The sequence below is a fragment of the Nocardia sp. NPDC050697 genome (assembly GCF_040654395.1).
GTDB lineage: Bacteria > Actinomycetota > Actinomycetes > Mycobacteriales > Mycobacteriaceae > Nocardia.
In genome coordinates, this window is the sequence record NZ_JBFAHY010000001.1 from 388,973 (window position 1) to 410,080 (window position 21,108).

General features: G+C 69.0%; 16 protein-coding genes. 10 read left to right on the forward strand and 6 right to left on the reverse strand.

What is annotated here, in order from left to right; translation table 11 throughout:
* Nucleotides 1–290 precede the first annotated feature (290 nt).
* Together AB0H71_RS02035 and AB0H71_RS02040 are read right to left on the reverse strand one after the other, a co-directional pair.
* Complete coding sequence (locus AB0H71_RS02035; RefSeq protein ID WP_357013904.1) at nucleotides 291–809, reverse strand: SMP-30/gluconolactonase/LRE family protein; 519 nt, start codon at nucleotides 807–809, stop codon at nucleotides 291–293.
* Between the two features lie 209 nt (nucleotides 810–1,018).
* Complete coding sequence (locus AB0H71_RS02040; protein WP_357013907.1) at nucleotides 1,019–1,894, reverse strand: SGNH/GDSL hydrolase family protein; 876 nt, start codon at nucleotides 1,892–1,894, stop codon at nucleotides 1,019–1,021.
* Between the two features lie 656 nt (nucleotides 1,895–2,550).
* Between AB0H71_RS02040 and AB0H71_RS02045 the strand changes: the two genes are divergently transcribed.
* On the forward strand, nucleotides 2,551–3,867 hold the full coding sequence (locus AB0H71_RS02045) for an MFS transporter (protein WP_357013909.1): 1,317 nt from the start codon (nucleotides 2,551–2,553) through the stop codon (nucleotides 3,865–3,867).
* A 216-nt stretch (nucleotides 3,868–4,083) separates the two neighbouring features.
* Here the strand turns inward: AB0H71_RS02045 and AB0H71_RS02050 are convergent, their stop codons facing one another.
* A complete protein-coding gene (locus tag AB0H71_RS02050; RefSeq protein ID WP_357013911.1) occupies nucleotides 4,084–5,832 on the reverse strand; it encodes a family 43 glycosylhydrolase in 1,749 nt (582 codons plus the stop codon).
* A gap of 295 nt (nucleotides 5,833–6,127) precedes the next feature.
* Between AB0H71_RS02050 and AB0H71_RS02055 the strand changes: the two genes are divergently transcribed.
* Nucleotides 6,128–8,080 (forward strand): nitrate- and nitrite sensing domain-containing protein, encoded by a 1,953-nt coding sequence (locus tag AB0H71_RS02055; protein WP_357013914.1) that lies wholly within the window; start codon nucleotides 6,128–6,130, stop codon nucleotides 8,078–8,080.
* Nucleotides 8,081–8,233: 153 nt separating this feature from the next.
* On the opposite strand, the gene AB0H71_RS02060 is transcribed toward AB0H71_RS02055, so the two are convergent.
* The 3 genes from AB0H71_RS02060 to AB0H71_RS02070 all read right to left on the reverse strand — a co-directional run bounded on the left by AB0H71_RS02060 (nucleotide 8,234) and on the right by AB0H71_RS02070 (nucleotide 11,462).
* Entirely contained in the window at nucleotides 8,234–8,992 is a 759-nt protein-coding gene (locus AB0H71_RS02060; protein ID WP_357013917.1) for a hypothetical protein, read from the reverse strand.
* 48 nt (nucleotides 8,993–9,040) lie between these two features.
* A complete protein-coding gene (locus AB0H71_RS02065) occupies nucleotides 9,041–10,528 on the reverse strand; it encodes an MFS transporter (RefSeq protein ID WP_357013920.1) in 1,488 nt (495 codons plus the stop codon).
* Between the two features lie 292 nt (nucleotides 10,529–10,820).
* Nucleotides 10,821–11,462 carry a TetR/AcrR family transcriptional regulator gene (locus AB0H71_RS02070; protein WP_357013923.1) on the reverse strand — a complete coding sequence of 214 codons (642 nt, stop codon included), beginning with the start codon at nucleotides 11,460–11,462 and terminating at the stop codon, nucleotides 10,821–10,823.
* A 225-nt stretch (nucleotides 11,463–11,687) separates the two neighbouring features.
* On the opposite strand from AB0H71_RS02070, the gene AB0H71_RS02075 reads away from it, so the two are divergent.
* The 8 genes from AB0H71_RS02075 (at nucleotide 11,688) to AB0H71_RS02110 (ending at nucleotide 21,060) form a co-directional block, all read left to right on the forward strand.
* A complete protein-coding gene (locus AB0H71_RS02075) occupies nucleotides 11,688–12,674 on the forward strand; it encodes a thiamine pyrophosphate-dependent dehydrogenase E1 component subunit alpha (protein WP_357013926.1) in 987 nt (328 codons plus the stop codon).
* Entirely contained in the window at nucleotides 12,671–13,672 is a 1,002-nt protein-coding gene (locus AB0H71_RS02080; protein ID WP_357013927.1) for a transketolase C-terminal domain-containing protein, read from the forward strand. Before AB0H71_RS02075 ends, AB0H71_RS02080 begins: the two co-directional genes overlap by 4 nt.
* Before the next feature lie 24 nt (nucleotides 13,673–13,696).
* On the forward strand, nucleotides 13,697–15,049 hold the full coding sequence (locus AB0H71_RS02085) for a dihydrolipoamide acetyltransferase family protein (protein WP_357013930.1): 1,353 nt from the start codon (nucleotides 13,697–13,699) through the stop codon (nucleotides 15,047–15,049).
* A 33-nt stretch (nucleotides 15,050–15,082) separates the two neighbouring features.
* Nucleotides 15,083–16,192 carry a zinc-binding dehydrogenase gene (locus AB0H71_RS02090; RefSeq protein ID WP_357013933.1) on the forward strand — a complete coding sequence of 370 codons (1,110 nt, stop codon included), beginning with the start codon at nucleotides 15,083–15,085 and terminating at the stop codon, nucleotides 16,190–16,192.
* A complete protein-coding gene (locus tag AB0H71_RS02095; RefSeq protein WP_357013935.1) occupies nucleotides 16,189–17,226 on the forward strand; it encodes a phosphotransferase family protein in 1,038 nt (345 codons plus the stop codon). The genes AB0H71_RS02090 and AB0H71_RS02095 overlap by 4 nt, the downstream gene beginning before the upstream one ends.
* A gap of 24 nt (nucleotides 17,227–17,250) precedes the next feature.
* A complete protein-coding gene (locus AB0H71_RS02100; protein WP_357013938.1) occupies nucleotides 17,251–18,483 on the forward strand; it encodes an acyl-CoA dehydrogenase family protein in 1,233 nt (410 codons plus the stop codon).
* Complete coding sequence (lipA, locus tag AB0H71_RS02105; RefSeq protein WP_357013941.1) at nucleotides 18,480–19,490, forward strand: lipoyl synthase; 1,011 nt, start codon at nucleotides 18,480–18,482, stop codon at nucleotides 19,488–19,490. The genes AB0H71_RS02100 and lipA overlap by 4 nt, the downstream gene beginning before the upstream one ends.
* A gap of 64 nt (nucleotides 19,491–19,554) precedes the next feature.
* Nucleotides 19,555–21,060: a DHA2 family efflux MFS transporter permease subunit gene (locus tag AB0H71_RS02110; RefSeq protein WP_357013944.1), complete on the forward strand. Its 1,506-nt coding sequence runs from the start codon at nucleotides 19,555–19,557 to the stop codon at nucleotides 21,058–21,060.
* Nucleotides 21,061–21,108: the final 48 nt, after the last annotated feature.

A 21,108-nucleotide genomic window follows, 5' to 3' on the forward strand; every position in this document is an offset into this window, starting at 1 on the left:
GCGCTTCTTGCCGTGTACATACGGCCAAGCGCCCGATCAGGGGCGTGACCACGGCACCGCTGACCACGGTCGCGGTCACCAGTCAGGAGGCGTTGGCCGCCGATTTCTCGAGCAACGTGGGAAGGGCGGGCAGCAGGGGAAGCACCGTGGTCTGCTGCCATCAGGATTCCGCACGCGGCCAGCACCACCACGATTCCGGTTCCCGAAATTGCCCCCCGTCGGCACGCATCGTCCTCGACACCCGGCGTCGCGACCGCTACCACCCCGTCCCACCGGCGCAGGAGTTTCGATTACCGGTCATGTCTCCAGCATCGGCCGCTGATTCGCGATGTGGGGACCGGGTGCCATGGTGTGAACGGGTCCGCGCTGTGCAGGGCGTCGGAGCGAATCGTCGCCTGGCTCTGGCGCGACGCCGATGCCGGAACTGCGTCCTGGCCGACGGGGAGCGTCGGTGTGATGCGAGCATTCGAGCGCCGGTGTCGGCTGGCGCGAACAGGGCAGGCCGCCGCGCGGTGTTTATGCAGAGGTCGGTGAGCGCCGCGCCCCCGAAAGTGCAGGCGGTGGTCGGACGCGGCGGGCAGGGCGATGACCCGGTCGAGTTCACCGTCGGTGGAGTAGCGGTGCACCGCGGCGCCGTCGAAGATGGCGACCCAGACCGCACCGGCGGCTTCGGCGGTCAGCCCATCCGGTATATCCCGGTGCGGGGGCCGACGGCGACCGGAGGGAACAGTGTGGGGGAGCGAAGACGTCGATGCGCCGGCCGGTTCCCTTCCGCGGTGAGCTCGGCACGATCCCCCCGTGGTGGGCAAGCTCTGCGGCCGAGCGACCCGGCGAGATGGCGGCCGGTCTTGCCGCCTTGACGCTCGGCAACGAGCAGTTCTGCGCGAAACCCGGCGTGGTCCTGGCGCCCGCCGTGCAGTGGGCAGGACCCGCGCCGACGGATCCGCTCATGCCGGACGGCGTGCGCCGCGAGCAGCCCCTTCATTCGCGCGCCGATGCGAGCTCGGAACGTGAATTTTCACGCACCGTCGATAGCCGCCAGCACCGCCTGCGCCGTCTGCTCCATGCCGGTGCGGTTCGGGTGGGCGGCGGCGTCGGTGGCGCCGATCAGTGGTTCGGTCCACCGGATGTCCGCAGGCTGGCAGGCGTCGTGCCCCGCGCTGGGACCGAACACGTCGGCCACCGCGACGCCGGCCTTCGCCGCCTCCGCGGCGATGGTGTCGTTGAGTCCGCGGTGCAACGCGTCCAGGTAGGGGAGGTCGCCGGCGGCGAAGGGGACCGCGGGCCAGCACTGGCCGGAATCCGGCACCAGGCGTGGGTAGGTGGTGGCAACAATCGTCGCGTGGGGGGCGCGGGCACGGATCTCGGCGAAGGCGGCGCGCAAGCCGGGCGCAACGACTTCGTCGAGCCGGCGGGCCAGCTCGTCGGTGCCGGTCCGGGTGTAGTGGGCGCGGCAGGGGTCGGGTACCACAGGCGCGACACCGAGCACCCCGCAGGTGGACATGACCTCGACGAAACCGGCGTCGTTGCCGCCGATGGTGATGGTTACCAGGTCGGTGTCTGCGGTGAGCACGCTCTGCTGGGGTGGCACGCCGGGCTTCTGCGAGGTCGAGAGGTTGGCGGTGACAGCGCCACCGCAGGTGGCGTCCACGTACTCCCTGACACTCAGCGCGGCAGCGACGAGGTGACCGTAGTTGCGCTGCGATCTTTCGCACAGCTGGTCGGCCGGAGGCGCGAGACCGGGGCCCGAGGCGTACGAATCACCCAGCGCCACATATCGATCGAACGACGGCACTGCGGAGTCGGGACCGGCCACGGCGGACGGAACGATGGGAACGGCGCCGAGCGCGCCGAATGCGGCAGCAGCGACGGCGAGACGGGCGGATGGAAGCACGAGTTCTCCTGTGGATTTCCGTTGTCTGGCTCGGCCATCGAGCGACTAGCACGAAATAGTAGAGCGTGATCCGGCGAATGTGGCGAGATTCGGTGAGCGGGCGAAGAGAACGACCGCCCCGGCGGGCGGTCGCTGTGCGTTGACGCCCGTCTCGACGTCCGGCGGGTGGCAGTGCGCGTTACGGCCGGGCGGGGCCGACGTCGGGGTGGGATCGCCTCTGCGTCCGAGAGGTGTCCGCGTAGCTGGCCGCCGAGGGGCATCGCCCGTGAGGTAGCACGTGATAGTGTCGGGTTTCCCCAGTGTGGAGGTTCGGTGAGCGACTCGAAGGACAGGCGGCCGCAGACGGTTCGCCGGGCGCCACCGATCGGGCCGGGATGGTGCTCGTGGCAGATATCGCCCTACGTCGCGCCGTTCGGAACCGACGAACCCAACGGCTCGCGGTCCTGCCCGCCCTCCCGGGTGATGTCGCGATCGAACGTCTCGCCGGCCCCATCGAATTGACGGTTGCGGTGCGGGAAATCCTCAACTCCTGGGAGCGGGCGCGCTCCGATATCGATCGAGGCTCCGATGGCTCGACAACCGAGCACAGACTGCGAGTGCCCACGCGTCACTGACCACCGAAGACCCTGCCCAGGCTCCATGGAGATCTTGCCACTATGAACGACGAACCAATCCAGCACGAGTTGCTCGGCCCGCTCTCGGTATCCGGGACGACCGAGTTCGGTGACACTCCAGGGCGTTCACCGGAACATCTGCAACGGGTGGGAAAGCGCTTCATCGCGATATTCACGCTCGCCAGTTTCGGTATGTACCTGACGGTGTTGATGCCGACTCTGTTCAGCCTCGCTTACAAGATCCAGACTCTTGCGCCGGAGTCGAAACAGGGAAATCTGGGTCTGGTCATCGGAATTGGCGCACTCGTCGGTTTACTGACCGGGCCACTGCTGGGAGCGTGGAGTGACCGGACGACGGTTCGCTGGGGGCGCAGGCGGCCTTTTCTCGTCGCCGGTATCGGCCTCAACCTCGCCGGCGCCCTGACCATCGCGGTCTCGTCGTCGATCGCGGGCGTCCTCGCGGGCTGGTTGATTTCGATCGTCGCGCAGGGCAGTGTCTCAGCCGCGATCCTGCCGACGATCGCGGAGGGGGTGCCGGCCGCGCAACGTGGCGTGCTCGGGGCATTCGTAGGCGTGGCGACCCAGCTGGCAGGAGTGGCATCCGGTCTCTTCGGCAGCTTCCTCACCCACAGTGACCTGCTGCTGTTCGGTATCCCGGTCCTGGTGCTGACGGTAGTCGCCATACCCTTCCTGGTCGCGATTCCCGATCACCCCGCCGTGCCGGAAGGTCGTGCCGACGGGGCGGGGAAGGTGAGCCGATCGATATTGTCGGATCTGCGCCGCGAGCGCGACTACACCTTCGTGCTCCTGGGAAAATTTCTCATGCAGATGGGGATGAGCTTCTTCTCGACCTACCAGCTGTACTTTCTGCTCGACCGTCTCGGAATGACGCCGGAATCGGCAGGTCAGAAGTTGGCCCTCGTCGGAGGTATCGGAGTAGTGGTGACGACACTGTCCGCCATTGTCTCCGGAGTGATTTCCGATCGTATCAGCAGGCGGAAGCCATTCATCTATACTGCTGCGGCGCTCATCGCTCTCGGCTTGAGCGCGATGGCGCTGTCGCATGATCTGTGGGGTTACGCGAGCGGCGCGCTTCTGCTTCTGGCGGGTGCGGGGATGTTCGGGTCGGTGGATTTGGCGCTCGTCAGCGACGTGATGCCGGGCGAAGGTGCGCAGGCCGGAAAATTCATGGGTATCTACAACCTCGCGGCCGTGATTCCCGGCGCGATCGCGCCGCTGGTCGCGCCGTTGCTGCTCCGGATCGGTGGTGGTGGCAACTACACGGTGCTGTTCCTCGTTGCCGCGGTGACGGCGCTGGGCGCCGGCTTGACGGTCTCCCGCGTCGCCGCCGTGCGCTGAGCCGTGCTGACGCTGTGATCGCTACGAACCGCTGATGACAGTCCGACGCGGTCGGGCTGCACCGGGATGTGGCGGCGGGACCGCCTCCGCGGTCATGCTCCCGCGGAACAGGATTCCATCGTGCGGAAGTGCTGATTCTTCGAATGAGCACTTCCGCAGGCGTACGCAGCTCAGCGCCCTGGCAAGCGAAGATCGATCCTGCGTGACGCCCGGGCGTCAGCGGACGGCGATCGTCTCGCCCTCGGCGATGCCGCAGGCGTTGAAAGCGTCCACCGCGACCCAGTAGTCGGCTCCGGCGTTCAGGGTGGACAGATCGAGATCGCATCGGTCGTGCACGGTCCAGCTGTGATAGAGCTTGTCGGGGTGCCGCCCGTACTTGACGAGGTAGCCATCGGCGGTGTCCGACTTCGACCAGGTGATTCTCGCGTTGAGAGGGCCGGTTCGCTTCGCTTCGGCCAGCGCCACTGCCGGGATGTCACCGCGGCCGCGTCCGAACACCCGCAGCCCGCTCACCGCCACCGGTGCGCCATAGGGCGTCGCGGAGCTGGTGAAACGGATATAGCGATAGCGGCCGGGCCTGTCGAGTGCGGTGAATCCGTGGGGACGATCCGCCCCGGCATCTCGGGTGTCCAGAACGACCGTCCAGTCCTCGCCGGTAGCGGAGGCTTCGACGATGTACTCGGTGACGAGGCGTCGTGTTTCGATCGCGCGCACCGCGCCGGCCGCCACTGCGAGCTCGCTGAGCCGCGGCGGCGACTTGTACGCCGCTACCTCGTGATCCGCGAGATTGACTTGGACGGCGTGGACGTCGGCGACCCCTCCGAGGTCGACCTCGATCCACTCTCCGGCCGCACAACCCGCCGCGGCCCACCAGGTGCGGATGTCCTCGTTCAGTGCCGAGTCGGGGCCGTGGCCGGCGGCCGAGGACGACGCCGTCACCGGCTTGCGATAGGACAGCAACATCCAGCCGGGAAAGGTGTCGGTCCAAGGATCGGCCCGCTGGGCGGGAACCGTCATGGGGTAGTCGCCGAAGCGCTGATTGCAGAACAGCACGCCGTCCTCGTCGAAGCCGGCCGGGAAGATCCCGAGACGTCGTTCGAAGGTGAAGTTGACCGACACCCGCATCGTGGCCGCATGCCACCAGTTGCCGTACCTGTCGCGGAACAGGCTGCCGTGTCCGGCTCCGGTGATGAAACCGCCCGGTTTGTGCGAGTAGGGGCTGTCCAGGGCATAGGTGAAGGGTCCGAGGGGGTGGTCGGACACGAAGTAGCCGTCGCCGTAGGTGTTCGATTCGGTCGCAGGTGCCGAGTACTGCAGGTAATAGGTGCCCGCGTGTTCTGTCATCCAGGCGCCCTCGATGAACGGTGCGTCACCGAGAATTCGGGAGAGCACCGTCGACGTCTTCCGGGTAGGGTCGTGATCTTCGCCGGTGCGCTCCCAGCCACGCTCGTCGGCGGCCGCGGCGACCACCGCCTGGCGGGACCCCACCGGGGCGAAGCTGTCGCGGTCCAGTTCGACGCCGTGGATCGGCGTTCGATTCGAGCAACCCCAGTACAGATAGAGCCGATCGTCGTGATCTTGGAACAGGTTGGGATCCCAGAACGGAAAGGTGCCGGGTGCGGCCTTGGCGAATCCCGCGCCGAGCGGGTCCGTGCTGCGATAGAAGGCGCTGCGGCCGGTACGCCGCGAGGCGCAGACAACGATCGCTCCATCAACTACTCGTGCGTCGGGCGCGTACTCGTAGGCGGGCAGGGTGGATGACGCACAGAACGACCACTGCACCAGGTCAGCGGAATGCCAGAATCCGGCCGACATCGACGCGAACATGAAAAAGCGATTCTGGTAGGCGACGACCGAGGGGTCGGCGGCCTCCCGGCCCACGGAGCGGGAGATGCCCAAGAACCTCAGGTCCTGATAGCGGTATCCGAGGTCGAGCGGATTGCAGATGATTCGAGTGTCGGTCACGGTGGCCTCCTTCGCCCCGTAGCCTAGCTTGCTCGTGGTAGTGAAGTCGGCTATCGGTCCCCGGAGTTCACCGAAGGGTGGCGAGGCTCGACACCGCGAGTGGAGCGCCCGTCCGTCGGGTCGATACCCACGCCCGGCTCGACTACGCACTCGGCCTTGCTGTGTGTGGTCAGCGAAGCGAAGAGAAAATGGGATCAACTCGCTGTCCGCTCAGCGGAACGCCGCCTCCACCGAGCACGTATTCATCCCTACCTTGACGCGCGTGTGGACTAAGAGGCTCGGCGTCCGAGCGAGTTTGCTGGCGATCGCGCTGGTGCCCAGCCTGGCGGTGATCGGGGTGGGTGGGTCCGCCGCGGCGAGCTCGATCGCGGACAGTCGCCGGGCGCAGCAATGGTCCGGGGAGGTGCTCAGAGCGCTTCCGCAGACGAAGGTCCTCGTTCCGGCCCTGCAGGAGGAGCGGCTGTTCTCGGTCGCTTTCCTCGCGGGCAACAGCGATGTGTCGGATTCGCTGACCGCGGCGAGATCCTCGGTGGACGCGGCGCTGCTCGCCCTGGTCGCGGAGACATCGGAGCTGCGGACGATGGATGCTCAGATGGGACAGGGCATGGTGGGATTCGACAATCTCGCAACCAAGTTGCCACTGATGCGTGCCGGAACCGATACGCGCGGAGTAGGTGTCGGCGAAGCCTACGACTTCTACAGCGGGCTGATGGAGACCATCGCCGATACCGGGCGGACCGCACAGACGTCGAGTCCCGATCCCAAGGCCGGCATCCAGATCGCGGGCTGTGTGCGTCTGCTTTTCGCGATCGAGGGATTGTCGCGCAGCAATGCGCTGGCCTTCGCCCTGCAGACCGGCGACGGGAAGACCGAGATCTCGCTGCGGGAGTTCGCTTATCAGGAAGGGTTCTACCGCACCGAAGTGGAGAGTCTGCGCCTGAATGCGAACGACGACCAGCGGCGGCGTATCGAGGAGCTGGTGGGAAGCGCGGCGTGGGTGCGGCTGGGGCAGATGGAGGAGCAGATCGGCTTCCAGGCGGCCCGGCAATCGGAAGTGATCGCAGGATCTACCCGTGACCCGCGCCCGGCGCCGCAATGGTCGGTGGCAGAGCACCAACAGGCGGCCGAAGAGGTGAGCAATCGGTTGCTCGAGCTCTGGATCGACGAAAATTACCGCGCACAGCACCTGGCAGAAGTGAACTCGACAGCCGCTATGCGTAACTCTCAGCTCCTCGCGGCGGCAGTCGCGGGGATATCGGTGTTCGCCATCGTCGTATCGTTGCTCCTCGCCAATCAGACCATCAGTCGTTTGCGGCGGCTGCGCCGGCAGAGCATGGACCTGGCCGACCGCCATCTCCCCGAGCTCATGAGCGATCTCGCCGCGGGCAATCGCGTCGATGTTGCCTCGGCGATCCCTCCGCTCGATTTCGGAACCGACGAAATCGGGGGCGTGGCAACGGCCTTCGATCATGCTGCCAGGACAGCGATCGGTGCCGCGGTCTCCGAAGTGCACGCCCGTGAAGGAGTCGAGGCGGTGTTTCTCAACATCGCGCGCCGCAGTCAGGTCGTGGTTCATCGCCAGCTCGAAATACTCGACAACGCCGAGAGACGGGAGGAGAACGCGGACTTCCTCGCTACCCTGTTCCGGCTCGACCACCTGGTCACCCGGGAGCGACGCAATGCCGAGAATCTCGTCATTCTCGGCGGCGGGGAGGTCGGTCGGCGCTGGCGAAGTCCCATCTCACTGCTCGATGTCGTACGCTCGGCAGTCGCCGAAACCCAGGACTACGACCGCGTCCAGGTTTCGCGCCTGCCGGCGATCAACGTGGTCGGTGCCGCCGTCGCCGACGTGATGCACCTGCTCGCTGAACTCGTCGACAACGCGACCTCCTTCTCGCCACCACAGTCCTCGGTGGAGATCAAAGCCAACGAGGTGGGGCGCGGCGTCGTCGTGGAAGTCGACGATCGCGGACTGGGGATGACGCCGAAGCAACTGGCGCAGGCGAACTCGGTGTTGGCCTCGCCGGAGGCATTCGACGTCGCCGCTCTCGTGTCGGACTCTCGCCTCGGCCTCTACGTGATCTCCCGGCTTGCGGCACGGCACGGAATCTCGGTGAAGCTCGTCGAATCGGATCACGGCGGCGTCCGGGCGATCGTCCTCATACCCTCGGTGGTACTCGTCGGTCCTGTCACGGCCCTGCCCGCAAAGCGCGAAGAGGCCGGCGATCAGCCGACGACCGGGAGATGAACGTTCGTGCCGCTCCGCCGCGGCACCATCGAGGCGGCGCTGCGACACGCCACCGGATCGATAGCGCGCGCGTCGCAGATCGCCGCGGGCGCCGTTTCCAGGGCCGGTCCCGAGTCTTCCGGCGTCCGGCGGTGAGCCGGACGCCGGAAGGGGTTACGCGCCGGGCGCGGGGGCGAGCGGCGTGCCGACCGCTTCGAAGTACTGGAACACGGCGACGCCGAGGATGGGGCCGCCCACCGCGATGGTGCCCGCGAGTGCGCCGATCGGCGCCAGCAGGAACGCTCCGCCGATGCAGCCCGCGATCGGGCCCGCACCCAGTAGCCATGCCACCGGCGCGGTGGCCGCGCCCCCGACGATGATGCCGCCGACGCAGCCGATGCCGCCGCCGATGATGGTGCCGAGCATCGCCCCGACGATCGATGCCACCGATACCTGCTGGACCAGCCTGCCCAGCGCCGCGGATTCGCGTTCCTGCGGGGTGCTGTAGCCTGCGACGATCCGGGCCACCGCGTCGGCCTGCGGAACCGCCGCGCTGTGGTCGACATCAATCGCCGGTGTCGCCGCCGCGGGGTCGGTGACCGGGGTCAGCGTGATCGTGCGGCCCGCCACCTCGGCCACGATCGGGTAGTCGGCGTTGTCCCTGCGGTAGGTCAGCGGCAGCCCGGCGAGCAGGTTCCCCTGCTGGTCCAGGATCTGGAACCGCCCGTCGACGATGGTCAGCGAGCCCGCGTCGGTCGAGAGGACCACCGAGTTGTCGACGATGTCGGCGGTGTAGCCGACGCCGGGCAGCACCTCGGCGGTGATGGTGGTGTCGTCGGTGGCGGCGGGGGGTGCGGCGTGCGCGCTGCCGGTGGCGATGGTGACCGCGGCGATGCTCATGGCGGCGGCTCCGAGGTACTGGCGAATTCTCACGGCTCGTTCCGTTCTCGATAGTGTTGCTGGGAAGGCAATTGGTTCGGGTCAGGGATTCAGGGCGGCGCTGGACTGCGGGGCGCGACCGTGTGGCATGAGCAGTGCGGCGGCGAAGCCGGCGGCGCCCAGCGCGGCGGTGGCGAGGTAGACGGTGGTGAAACCGATGTCGCCGTAGATCGGCGCGCCGTCGACAACGGCCGCGATGTGCAGTCCGAGGATCGCGAAGCCGGCCTGCACGGCGATCGCGCTGCCGAGCGAGCCGACCACATTGACGGTGCTCGCGGTGACGGCCTGCAGCCGGACCGGGGTCGCCGCGATGACGAGGTTCGGGATGGCGGCGCTGATCAGCCCGCCGCCGAAGGCGTAGACGAGGTAGCCGATCAGGATCGGGCCGAACTCGGCGTGCGAGAAGGCCAGCAGCAGCGAACCGGCGATCGCCAGCACGAATCCGGCGATGCCGGGCAGCCGGGCCCCGCGCCGCTCGGCGAGGTAGCCCACGAGGAAGCCCATGAGCACCGACGCGATCCCGGCGGGTGTGGTGATCCGGGCCATGAACCCGGCGGTCTCGCCGAGGCCGTAGGTCAGCCCCAGCGCGACCGGGGTCTGCACGATGAACGACAGCAGCACGAATTGCAGCGCGATCACCGCCTGCGCCGAGAACTGCGCCACCATCGTGGTCAGCACCGGGCGGCCGCGGAGCACCGAAACATCGATGAGCGGGTGGTTCGCGCGCCGGGTGTGCTCCAGCCAGAGTGCGAAGACCGTCAGCGCGGCGGCCGCGCACAGCAGGGTCGGCCACGAGGTCCAGCCCCAGTTGCCGCCCTCGCCGATGCCGAAGAGCAGGATCGCGATGGTGGCGCCGAGCAGCGCGCCGCCGGTCCAGTCGATCGGGGTGCGCACCCGCACCGGCGACTCCGGCACTCCGAGCACGACCAGCGCCCCGACGAGCACGGGGAAGATCGCCAGTGCGAAGAACACCCCGCGGTAGCCGAAATTGTCGATCAGGATTCCGGCGAAGATCGGGCCGGTGATGGTGGTGACCCCGATGCCGGCGGTGGACAGGCTCACCGCGAGTGCGAGCAGCTTGGCCGGGAAGATGTCGCGCATCAGCGAGTAGACGATCGGCACGATGGCGAGCCCGAGGCCCTCGATCGCGCGTCCGGCCAGCACGATGGGGAAGGTGGGGGCCAGCGCCACGATCAGTGAGCCGAGCGCCATGCAGCCGGTCGTGATCAGCAGCCACTTCTTCTTGCCGTCGCGATCGGCGAGCTTGCCGACCAGCGGCGCGCTGATCGCACCGGTGAGCATGAACAGCGTGGAGACCCAGGCGACGTCAGGGGTCTGGAACCGTGCCGCCATGCTCGGCAGCGCCGGGGTGACCAGGTTGAACGCGTAGGCGACCTCTTCCGAGAGCAATACCAGGATGAGCAGGACGCCGAGCCAGCCTGCGGTGGACCGGGGCTTCACCGCGGTGGTGCCGTCGGTGAGGTCACCCGGCTCCGGGGGAGCGGTGCCGTCGGTCGGGGTAGTGGTCATGAAGATTCCTGGATCTCTCGGGGAACGAGGAGCGCGAGGCGTGGGGACACGGACGCGACAGGCGTAAGGCCCGCTGTGTGATGCGAAGCACAGTAAAGTGGATCAAGTGATGATGTCAAGTGATCCACTTTTTCGGGCGGCGGGTCTCTACCGGGGAACGCACGAGGTCAGCACTGTGACGTGAACGCTGACCTGTGCCGATTCGGTCGGTGCCGGCATCGGTGGCGCGCGGGGGTGCCGCTCTGCGGCGGGGCTGCCGGGGCGAGTGATGCTCGGCCGATATGGATCGGCGTCAGGCGAGCGCGCGCGAACCGCGCATCAGCGCTTCGAGCCCGCCGGCAACGAAATCGGTCAACTTGTCGAACTTCTCGTTGGAAAGCACGTGCGAGCGTCCGCCGCTGGCGTCCGACCAGCGCGCGGCCATCACGATCAGCGTGTTGACCGTGAGCGACCAGTTCAGCTCGAGGCTGTCGGCGTCGATGGCCGGGTAGGCGCGGGCCAGCAGTGTGGAGAGCAGGGCGGCGGTGCCGTCCTCGATCGGAAAGAGGCGGGGGTCGTTGGCCAGGCTCAGCTGCCCGCAGATATTGAGCCAGCGCACGGCCTTGTCCGGCTCGTCGCGCAGGAATCGGCGGTACGGCTCGGCCAGCAGGTCGATGATCCGGCGGGCGTCCGGGACGTCGGGGGAGGCGACCGCTGCCACGGTCAGACGATGGATGTGGGCGAGAACGTCAGCGCCCGCGTCGACCAGGACCGCATTGAGGATCGCGTCCTTGGAGCCGAAGTGGTAGTGCGCGGACGCGGCACCGAGGCCAGCTTCGGCATTGATCGCGCGGATCGAGACCTTCTCGACCCCTTCCGCGGCGAAGAGCTTGGTGGCGGCCGCAACAAGAGCCCGGCGTGTCGCCGCGCCGTCGCGGGGTCCGGTTCGGGGCACGTCTCTCCCTTTCGCGATGGTCGGCCCTGATCGTATCGCGTGATCCACACGCGCGGCGCCGAGCAGCTCATGGCGTGGATCCACCTGCGAAAGCAGTGCTGGTGACCGACCAATCTGATGGGAGCACTTGATTGGATCGATCGATCCACTTAAGGTGTGTTGTGACTGCTGACACAACAGGGAGTGCCGGATCGGGCCCCCTCCCGAGGATGCAAGGAGGCCGCGATGGCATCACCACACAGCGCAAATGAGGCCGGCGGCTCCACCGCCACCGCGGCGGTGAGCCCCGAGCTGCTGCTGCGGATGTTCACTGTGATCGCCCGGGCACGCGCCATCGAGGACGCGGTCGCGGTGCACATTCGCGACCACGGATTCGCCGGATTCTGGCACCCGGGCAAGGGCCAGGAGGGGGCGGTGGCAGGCGCGGTCGCGGCCATGGCCGACGGCGACTACCTCTTCTACCAGGGGCGCGGGGCCGCCTGGCCACTGGCGAAGGGCATGGGGCTGGCGCCGATCCTCGGCGATCTGCTCGGCAAGGCCACCGGCTCGACCGGGGGCAAGGGCGCCGGGGTGCCGCACTGGGCCGATCCGGCACTGGGCATCATGGGTGAGGGTGCCACGCTCGGCTCGGTGTATCCGGTGGCCGCGGGCGCCGCCCTCTCGGCGCAGCTGCGCGGCAGCGGACAGGTGGCGCTCGCCGATTTCGGTGACGGCACCGCGGCACGCGGCACCTTCCACGAGAGCCTGCTCGAAGCGGCGCGCTGGCGGCTGCCGCTGGTGTACTTCTGCGAGAACAACGGAATCTCGGTCTCCACCACCTTCGAATCGGTGAGCCCGACCAAGACCATCGCCGAGCGTGCCTCCGCCTACGGCATCCCCGGCATCCGGGTCGACGGCCACGACGCCGTCGAGGTCTACCACGCGGTCAAGACCGCGATCGACCGCGCCCGCGCCGGGCAGGGGCCGTCTTTGGTGGAAGCGGTCGTCACCCGGGTGGGCGGGCACTGGGAGGGCGATGCGCAGAAGTACCGCCCGGCCGACTTCCTCGCCGACTACACCGACCCGCTGGAGGTCATCCGCGAGCGGATCGATCCCGGCATCGCGCGGCGCGTCATCGATGCCGCGAAAGCTGAAGTGGCGCAAGCTCTTCAGGAGGCCGAGGCCGCACCGCTGCCCGCTCCCTCCGTGATTCTCGAGGACGTGTTCGCATGACGACAGCCATCCGGTCCGGCACCACCGTGCTGAGCTACGAAGCCGCACAGGGCGCGGCGATCGCGGAGGAGATGCGCCGCGACCCCTCGGTGTTCCTGATGGGCCAGGACATCGCCTCCGGCGGGTTCTTCGGCGGCACCCGCGGCCTGGTCGAGGAGTTCGGGCTGTCCCGGATCCGCAACACCGGCATCACCGAGGCGTTCATGGTCGGCGCCGCCGCGGGCGCGGCCATGACCGGGATGCGGCCGATCGTGCAACTCGGCTTCGCCGACTTCAGCCTGATCGCGGGCGACGAGATCTTTCAGAAGCTGGGCAAGTGGCGGCACATGCACGGTGGCCAGTTCGAGCTGCCCGCCGTGATCATCATGCCGATCGGCCCCAGCGGCGGCGCCGGGCCGGAGCACTCCGGCTCGATGGAGATGCTGCCCATGCACTTCCCCGGCCTCAAGGCCGTGGTGCCGTCCAGCCCGGCGAATGCCAAGGCGCTGCTCAAGGCCGCGATCCGCGACCCCAACCCGGTGCTCTACTACCCGAGCAAGCAGCTGAACTTCAAGCGCGGAGAGGTCTCCACCGACCCCGAGTACCTGCTGCCCCTTGGCACGGCCACCCTCGCGCGGGAGGGGACGACGCTCACCGTGATCAGCTACGGCTGCATGGTCCCGCGTGCGCTGGAGGCCGCGACCACGCTCGCCGCCGAGGGTATCGACCTGGAGATCGTCGACCTGCAGACCCTGGTGCCGCTGGACCGCGAAGCCATCATCGCCTCGGTGACCAAGACCGGGCGGGCGATGATCGTGCACGAGGCGCCGCGCACCGCGGGGCCGGGCGCGGAGATCGCCGCCCTGATCCAGGAGCGCTGCTTCTACTGGCTGCAGGCGCCGGTCGCCCGGCTCGGGTCGGTCGACGCCCCGATTCCCGCCAGCCGCTTCCTTGAGGACCACTGCTTCCCGAGCGTCTCCGACATCGTAGAGACCGCTCGCCACCTGGTCCGCGACTGACCTTCACTACCCCTGAGGAACCTCATGCTCGAGTTGACCGATGTCCGCATGCCGCACATGGGCTCCGTGGAATTCGCGCTCCTGACCGAATGGCTGATCAAGCCGGGGGAGACCGTCGCCGAAGGCGATGCCCTGTGCGAGGTCTCGACCGACAAGGTCGACACCGAGGTGGAATCGCCGGCCGCCGGAATCCTGATCGAATACGTCGCGGAGGTCGACCAGGAAGTGCCGGTCGGTGAGGTCATCGCGCGCTTCGCCCCGGCAGGGACCGCGCCGGAGGCGGTCGCGCACGCCATCTCCGGTGCTCCGGAGCCGGAGCTCGCTTCCGGTACCGCGACAGGTGCGGCCGAAGCGCTGATCAGCGCGCCCGCCGCCCCCGGCGGCACCGCGTTCACGCCGGGCACGCTTGCCGCCGGGCAGGCGCCGGCCGGCTCGCCGGTCCCCTCGGTCGTGCAGCGGGCCGCTGTCCCGCAACCGCCCGACCGCATCGAGTCGCGGCCGCCGAACGACTCGCTGGTGCTGGCGGCCTCCTGGATCACGCACGTGAACCGCCCGCCGGCAGGTGCCCGCCGGGTGCCGCAGGGCGCGTCGCCGGCGCCGGAATCCCGCGCGGAGGTGACGGCGCGTCCGCGGGCCGGGGAGCCGGTGCGGCCGGCCGGCTATGAGAACGTCGGCTGCGCGGCGATCGAGCACACCAGGTTGCGCCGCGCGATCGCCAGGAATCTGAGCGAATCCTGGAATAACGCACCGCAGCTCACCGCACAGCTCGATGTCGACTTCACCGCCGTCTCGGTGGCGCGGGCGAAGATCAACCGGCGCCGGGTGGCCGCGGGGCAGCGCACGCTGAGCTTCCTGCCCTTCGTGGCGGTGGCCCTCTGCCGCACGGTGGCCGCGCACCCGGTGGTGAACGCGACCTTCACCGACACCCACCTGCTGCAGTGGCAGCCGATCAACCTCGCGATCGCCGTCGACACCCCGGACGGCCTGGTCGTCCCGGTCGTGCACGACGCCGGCGCACTGGAGCTGGAGGAACTGGCCGAGGCGATCACCCGGATCGGCGACGCCACCGCGAGCGGCACGGCCCGGCCGGAAGATCTCGCCGGCGGCACCATCACCATCAGCAACTCCGGCAGCGTCGGCGGCGTGATCTCGACGCCGATCCTCACCAGGCCACAGGTCGCCTCGCTCGGGTTGCCCGCCATCGTCCGCACACCGGTGGCCCGGCGCAGCGCGGACGGCTCCTCGGAGCTGCTGGCGATCCGCCCCGTCGCCCGGCTCGGGCTGACCTTCGATCACCGCGCCTTCGACGGCGCACAGGCACTGCGTGCCCTGGCCGACGTGCAGCGGACCCTCGAGACCTGGCCCGCCGGGAACTGACCGCGGCGCGCGGGAGACAGAAAGGTTGATGCGATGAGAGCAGCGGTGCTTCGCGGGGGCGACATCGTGGCCGCGGAGGTGCCCGAGCCGGTCGCGGGGCCGGGACAGCTACTGGTGGCCCCGCTGGCGGCGGGGGTGTGCGGCAGCGATCTGTCGGCGTGGCAGCACACCGACGACTTCCTGGTCGCGCACCGCGAGGCCGACGCGCCGGAGGAGGTGTTCGACCCGGATCGTGATCTGGTGCTCGGCCACGAATTCACCGCCCGGGTAGTGGAGCTCGGCGCCGGAGTCACCGGCTATCGCCCCGGTGAGCTGCTGGTGGCCCTGCCCTGGATTCGGACCGCGGATGGCAGCACGCACACGGTCGGCTACACCGACAGTTCACCGGGCGCGCTGGCCGAGCGAACGGTGATCCAATCCGGGGGTCACCTGAAGATCCCGGCCGGGGTCGACCCGATCACCGCCGCCGTCACCGAACCGCTGGCCACCGGCGTCAACGCGGTGCTGCGCTCGGGGGCGCGGGATACGGCGACGGCGCTGGTCACCGGCTGCGGCCCGGTCGGGCTCGGCGCGATCATCGAGCTGAAGCAGCGCGGGATCCGCAGCATCGTCGCCTCCGACCCGTCGGCGGTGCGCCGTGAACTCGCGCTGGCCTACGGCGCGCACGTCGCCGTCGATCCGACGGCGGACAGTGCGGTCGAGGTGCTGCGGTACCACCACGGCGGAGCCGAGACCTTCGTCTACGAGGCCTCCGGCGCCCCCGGCATCCTCGGTGACCTGCTCTCGACCGCGCCGAAGTACACGCGCGTCATGGTCGTCGGCTCGGCCATGCGACCGGAGACCATTCGTCCGGTCGCCGGGATCCTGCGCAACACATCCCTGGAGTTCGTGGGTGGCCCCGGACGCACCGAGAGCAGCTACACCGCGCTCGAGCGCGTGTTCGAGCATCTCGTGCGACGCCGCTTCGATCCGGCGCTGATGGTGACCGGCTACGCCGGTCTCGATGCCGCCGCCGATGTCTTCGCCGCCCTGCGGCCCGGCGCCGGGAACGCGATCGAGCACGTGAAGATCCTGATCCGCAACGACCTGCCCGATGGCGGTGGCATCATCCCCGCCCGCCAAGCGCCCCCGAGGACCCGATGACATCGCTGAAGGCCACAACCGGCACCCAGCCGCTCGACATATCCGCTGTTCGTTCCGCTCTCGAACAGCTGGGGGAGCTGGAGCCGACCCAGGAACTCGAGGTCCGGCTGCTCGCGGGCGGGCGCTCGAACCTGACCTTCGAGCTCAGCAGCCCGGTGCGGCGGTGGATTCTGCGCCGTCCCCCGCTCGGCCACCGGCTCGACACCGCGCACGACATGTCTCGCGAGGTCGCGGTGCAGCGCGGATTGGCGGCCGGCCCGGTGCCGGTGCCGCGCATCGTCTTCGCCGACGCCGACGCCGACCACGCCGGCGGCAGCTACTACGTGATGGACAAGATCGAGGGCACGGTACTGCGCACCGATGCCGATTTCGCCTCGGTCGATCCGGGACAGCGCCGGGAGCTGGCACACGCCTACATCGACTGCCTCGCCGCCCTGCACAACTGTGACCCGGCCGCGCTCGGCCTCGGCGAATTCGGCCGTCCAGCGGGATTTCTCGATCGGCAGGTACGCCGGTGGTCGAGGCAGCTGGCGGCATCGAAGTCGCGCGAGCTGCCGGAGCTGGAGGATCTGGGGCTGCGCCTCGCCGCGCAGGTGCCCGGGGACTCCCGCGCCGCGATCGTGCACGGTGACTTCCGCTTCGACAACATGATCGTCACCCTCGAGCAGCGGCCCGCGATCGCGGGCGTGCTGGACTGGGAGATGTCCACGCTCGGCGATCCGCTGACCGACCTCGGCCTGGTCGCGCTGTTCTGGTCCGGCTGGGAGGGCATCGACAACCCGATCGCGGGCACCCCGTCGACGCACCCCGGCTATCCGGAACTGGACGAACTCGTCGACCGCTATGCCGCGGCCACCGGGGCCTCGACGGCCCAGCTGCGCTGGTACTCCGCGTTCGCCTTCTACAAGATGGCCGTCATTCTCGAAGGCATTCACGTCAGGCACCTGCGCGGCGAGACGGTCGGCGCCGGATTCGACGCGATCGGCAGCATGGTCGAGCCGCTGGCCCGGCGCGGCTGCACCACTCTCACCTGACCGCCACATCGAACAGGACCGAATATGGATTTCGAGATCGACTCCACGACCCGGACATATTGCGACCGGGTGTCGGAGTTCCTGGGCGAGCACGTCTTCCCGGCCGAGAAGTACTTCCACGACGACCCCACCGCCGGCGCCACGCAGTGGGAGCGCCCCGCCATCATGGCCGAGCTGCGGCGCGAAGCCAAGGCGCGCGGGCTGTGGAACCTGTTCCTCGCGCACGACCCGCGCGGGGCCGCGTTGACGAATCTGCAGTACGCGCCGATCGCCGAGCTCACCGGGTGGAGCCCGGAGATCGCGCCGGAGGCCTTCAACTGCAACCCGCCCGACACCGGGAACATGGAGCTGCTCGGTCTCTTCGGCACCGAGGAGCAGCAGCGGCAGTGGCTGGAGCCGCTGCTGGAGGGCGATATCCGCTCCGCGTACTGCATGACCGAACCGGGCACCTCCTCCTCCGACCCGGCTAACCTGACCACCACGATCACCGATGACGGCGACAGCTGGCGCATCGACGGCCGCAAGTGGTGGTCCACCGGTGCGCTCAGCAGTGCCTGCGAACTGCTCGTGGTGCTCGGTGTCTCGGATCCGGATCAGCCGGCCCGGTCGCGGCACAGCATCGTGCTGGTGCCGCGCGAGACCCCGGGTGTGCACATCGAGCGTGGCCTGTCGATCTTCGGCTTCACGCACGGCTCGCACGGCGGACACGCCGAGATCCGATTCGACGGCGTGCGGGTGCCGAAGGCCAACCTGCTCGGCGAGCGCGGCCGTGGCCAGGCACTGGCCCAGGCCAGGCTCGGGCCCGGCCGCATCCACCATTGCATGCGCATGATCGGCATGGCCGAACGCGCCGTCGAACTCATGTGCCGCCGTGCTGCCGAACGCACCGCCTTCGGCAAGTCACTGGCCGAGCAGGGCATCATCCAGCACTGGATCGCCGAGTCCAGGGTCAAGATCGACCAGCTGCGGCTCTTCGTGCTGCGCACCGCCTGGCTGATCGATACCGTCGGCGCCCGCGCGGCCCGCACCGAGATCTCCGCCATCAAGGTCGCCGCGCCGGACGCGGTGAGCTGGGTGATCGACAAGGCGATCCAGGTGCACGGCGCGGGCGGGATGACCCAGGACCACCCACTGGCCATGCTCTGGACCCAGGCGCGGACCATGCGCTTCATCGACGGCGCCGACGAGGTGCACCGTATGGTGCTGGCGACCCACGAGCTGCGCAGGCACGCCGAGGTGCTCGGAGCCGGGCAGTGACCAGGCCGGCGGGCCGCAAACTGCTGCGGCTCGAGGTCCGCAATGCCGCGACCCCGATCGAGACCAAGCCCGCCTGGATCAAGACGCGCGCCAGGAACGGCCCCGCCTACTCCGAGCTCGCCGCCCTGGTGCGCGGCCGGGATCTGCACACCGTGTGCCAGGAAGCGCGCTGCCCGAACATCTTCGAGTGCTGGGAGGCGCGCGAGGCCACCTTCCTGGTCGGCGGCGAGCAGTGCACGCGCCGCTGCGACTTCTGCCAGATCGCCACCGGCAAGCCGGAACCCCTCGACCCCGGTGAGCCGCTGCGGGTGGCGGAATCGGTGCGCTCGATGGGGCTGCGCTACGCCACCATCACCGGCGTCGCCCGCGACGACCTGCCCGACCAGGGCGCCTGGCTCTACGCCGAGACGGTGCGCGAGATCCACCGGCTCAACCCGGGCACCGGCGTGGAGAACCTGATCCCGGACTTCCACGCCGAGCCCGAACTGCTGGCCGAGGTCTTCGCCGCCCGCCCCGAGGTGCTGGCGCACAACCTGGAGACGGTGCCCCGGCTGTTCCGGCGGATCCGGCCCGGATTCCGCTACGAGCGGTCGCTGCGGGTGCTCACCGCCGCACGGGAAGCCGGCCTGGTCACCAAGTCGAATCTGATCCTCGGCCTCGGTGAGACCGAGGACGAGGTGCGCACGACGATGTCGGAGCTGCACGACGCGGGCTGCGACATCCTGACCGTCACCCAATACCTGCGACCTTCGTCTCGACATCACCCCGTCGAGCGCTGGGTCACCCCCGAGGAGTTCGCCGAACACGCGGCGTTCGCAACCGACCTCGGGTTCGCGGGAGTCATGGCCGGCCCGCTGGTGCGATCCTCCTATCGGGCCGGCCAGCTCTACACCCGGGCCCGACTGCGGGGCTACGCCCAGCAGCGCCCCGAAATCTCCGGCACTTCGCCACACCCCGTCCGGTTGTCGGCAACAGCGAGGAGCATCGACAGTGATCTTCACCCGTGACCGCACGGATCGCGACACGCCCTCGGGCTCGGAACCCGGTCGTGCCACCAGCCCCTGGGGCGCTATGACCGCGATCGCGCTCGGCGTACTGATCGTCTCGCTCGACGGCACGATCACCGCCGTCGCCAACCCGGTGCTGGCCCGCGAACTCGGCGCGACCCTGTCGGATCTGCAGTGGATCACCACCATCTATCTGCTGGCGATGGCCGCCACCCTGGTGCTGGCAGGAAAACTCGGCGACCGATTCGGGCGCCGGACCGTATTTCTCACCGGGGTGGCCGGATTCGGTGTCTCCTCGGCGGTGATCGCCTGTGCCCCGGTAGTTGCCGTGGTCATCGCGGGCCGGCTCGGCCAGGGCATCTTCGGCGCGCTGATCGTCACCAACGCACTCGCGTTGCTGCGCGTACTGTTCACCCGCGAGGCACTGCCGAAGGCGCTCTCGCTGTTCGCCTCGCTGATCGGTGCCTCCTCGGCAGCGGGTCCGCTGATCGGCGGCCTGCTGATCGAACAGGCGAGCTGGCGCTCGGCCTTCCTGATCAACGTCCCGGTCGTGGTGGTCTCGCTCGTCATCGGCGTGCTGGTGCTGCCCCGGCACAGCCGCCCCGTCCCGGCCCGGTTCGATCTCGCGGGCGCGGCCCTGCTCGGTATCGGGCTGCTCGCCAGCACCTACGGCGTGATCCGGGCGCCCGAGGTGGGCTGGACGAACACGCTGGTGCTGACGCTGTTCGTCGTCGGCCTCGCCGCCGCGGTGCTGTTCGTGGTGGTCGAGAATCGGGCCGCCGATCCCGTCATCCCGATCCGGCTGTTCGCCGATCCGTCGATTGCGATCGGCATCGTTCTCACCGTCATCTCCTTCTTCGCACTCGTCGGCTCGCTGTTCTTCGTGTTGTTGTATCTGCAGCAGATCAACGGGGATTCCCCGCTGCGGGCCGGGCTGCACCTGCTGCCGCTGAGCATCGCCAACGTAGCCGCTTCCAGCGCCAGTGGCTGGATTCTGCGCCACCGCGGTCCGCGGCTGCCGCTGGTGGCCGGAATGCTGCTCAGCGCGGTGGGTTTCGCGCTGTTCACCGACCTGCCCGTGCACAGCGGCTACCTGACGCTGGCACTGCCCTTCATCGCGCTCGGGCTCGGGCTCGGGCTGGTCATGACGGCGTCGGTGCAAGCGGTACTCGGCAATGCCGAGTCCGCCGATGCCGGGGCCGCCGCGGGCACCCACCAGACCGCGCTGCAGATCGGCGGCATTCTGGGCACCTCGGTGCTCGGTGCCGTGATGGCGGCGGTGGTGGCGGGGCGGTTCGGCACCGCCATGTCCGAGGCCGAGGTGCCCGGCCCGGCCGCGGAATCGGTCTCCGGGCAGGCGGCTTCGGCGGTCGCACAGGGCGTCGCCCCGGTGCTGGCTGACGCGCCACAGCAGGTGAACGATGCGCTGCGCACGGCCACCGAGGTCACTTTCGTTCACGGAATGGGCACCACCATGTGGGTCGGGGTCGGAATTTCGCTGCTCGGCGCCGTGCTCGCGCTCGGCATCCGCCGGGGGCGAGTGCTGGAGCACGCGGCGGCCATGCACTGAGTGGATCGCTTGTTTATATCGTATGATCCAGTACTCTCTCGGGTGATA

What these genes read in the sequence shown, in the direction of transcription:
- AB0H71_RS02100 (WP_357013938.1), top strand. Translation starts at nt 17,251, where the DNA reads ATGGATTTCGAGATCGACTCCACGACCCGGACATATTGCGACCGGGTG.
- AB0H71_RS02075 (WP_357013926.1), top strand. Translation starts at nt 11,688, where the DNA reads ATGGCATCACCACACAGCGCAAATGAGGCCGGCGGCTCCACCGCCACC.
- AB0H71_RS02110 (WP_357013944.1), top strand. Translation starts at nt 19,555, where the DNA reads ATGACCGCGATCGCGCTCGGCGTACTGATCGTCTCGCTCGACGGCACG.
- AB0H71_RS02045 (WP_357013909.1), top strand. Translation starts at nt 2,551, where the DNA reads ATGAACGACGAACCAATCCAGCACGAGTTGCTCGGCCCGCTCTCGGTA.
- AB0H71_RS02085 (WP_357013930.1), top strand. Translation starts at nt 13,697, where the DNA reads ATGCTCGAGTTGACCGATGTCCGCATGCCGCACATGGGCTCCGTGGAA.
- AB0H71_RS02090 (WP_357013933.1), top strand. Translation starts at nt 15,083, where the DNA reads ATGAGAGCAGCGGTGCTTCGCGGGGGCGACATCGTGGCCGCGGAGGTG.
- AB0H71_RS02095 (WP_357013935.1), top strand. Translation starts at nt 16,189, where the DNA reads ATGACATCGCTGAAGGCCACAACCGGCACCCAGCCGCTCGACATATCC.
- AB0H71_RS02080 (WP_357013927.1), top strand. Translation starts at nt 12,671, where the DNA reads ATGACGACAGCCATCCGGTCCGGCACCACCGTGCTGAGCTACGAAGCC.
- AB0H71_RS02065 (WP_357013920.1), bottom strand. Translation starts at nt 10,528, where the DNA reads ATGACCACTACCCCGACCGACGGCACCGCTCCCCCGGAGCCGGGTGAC.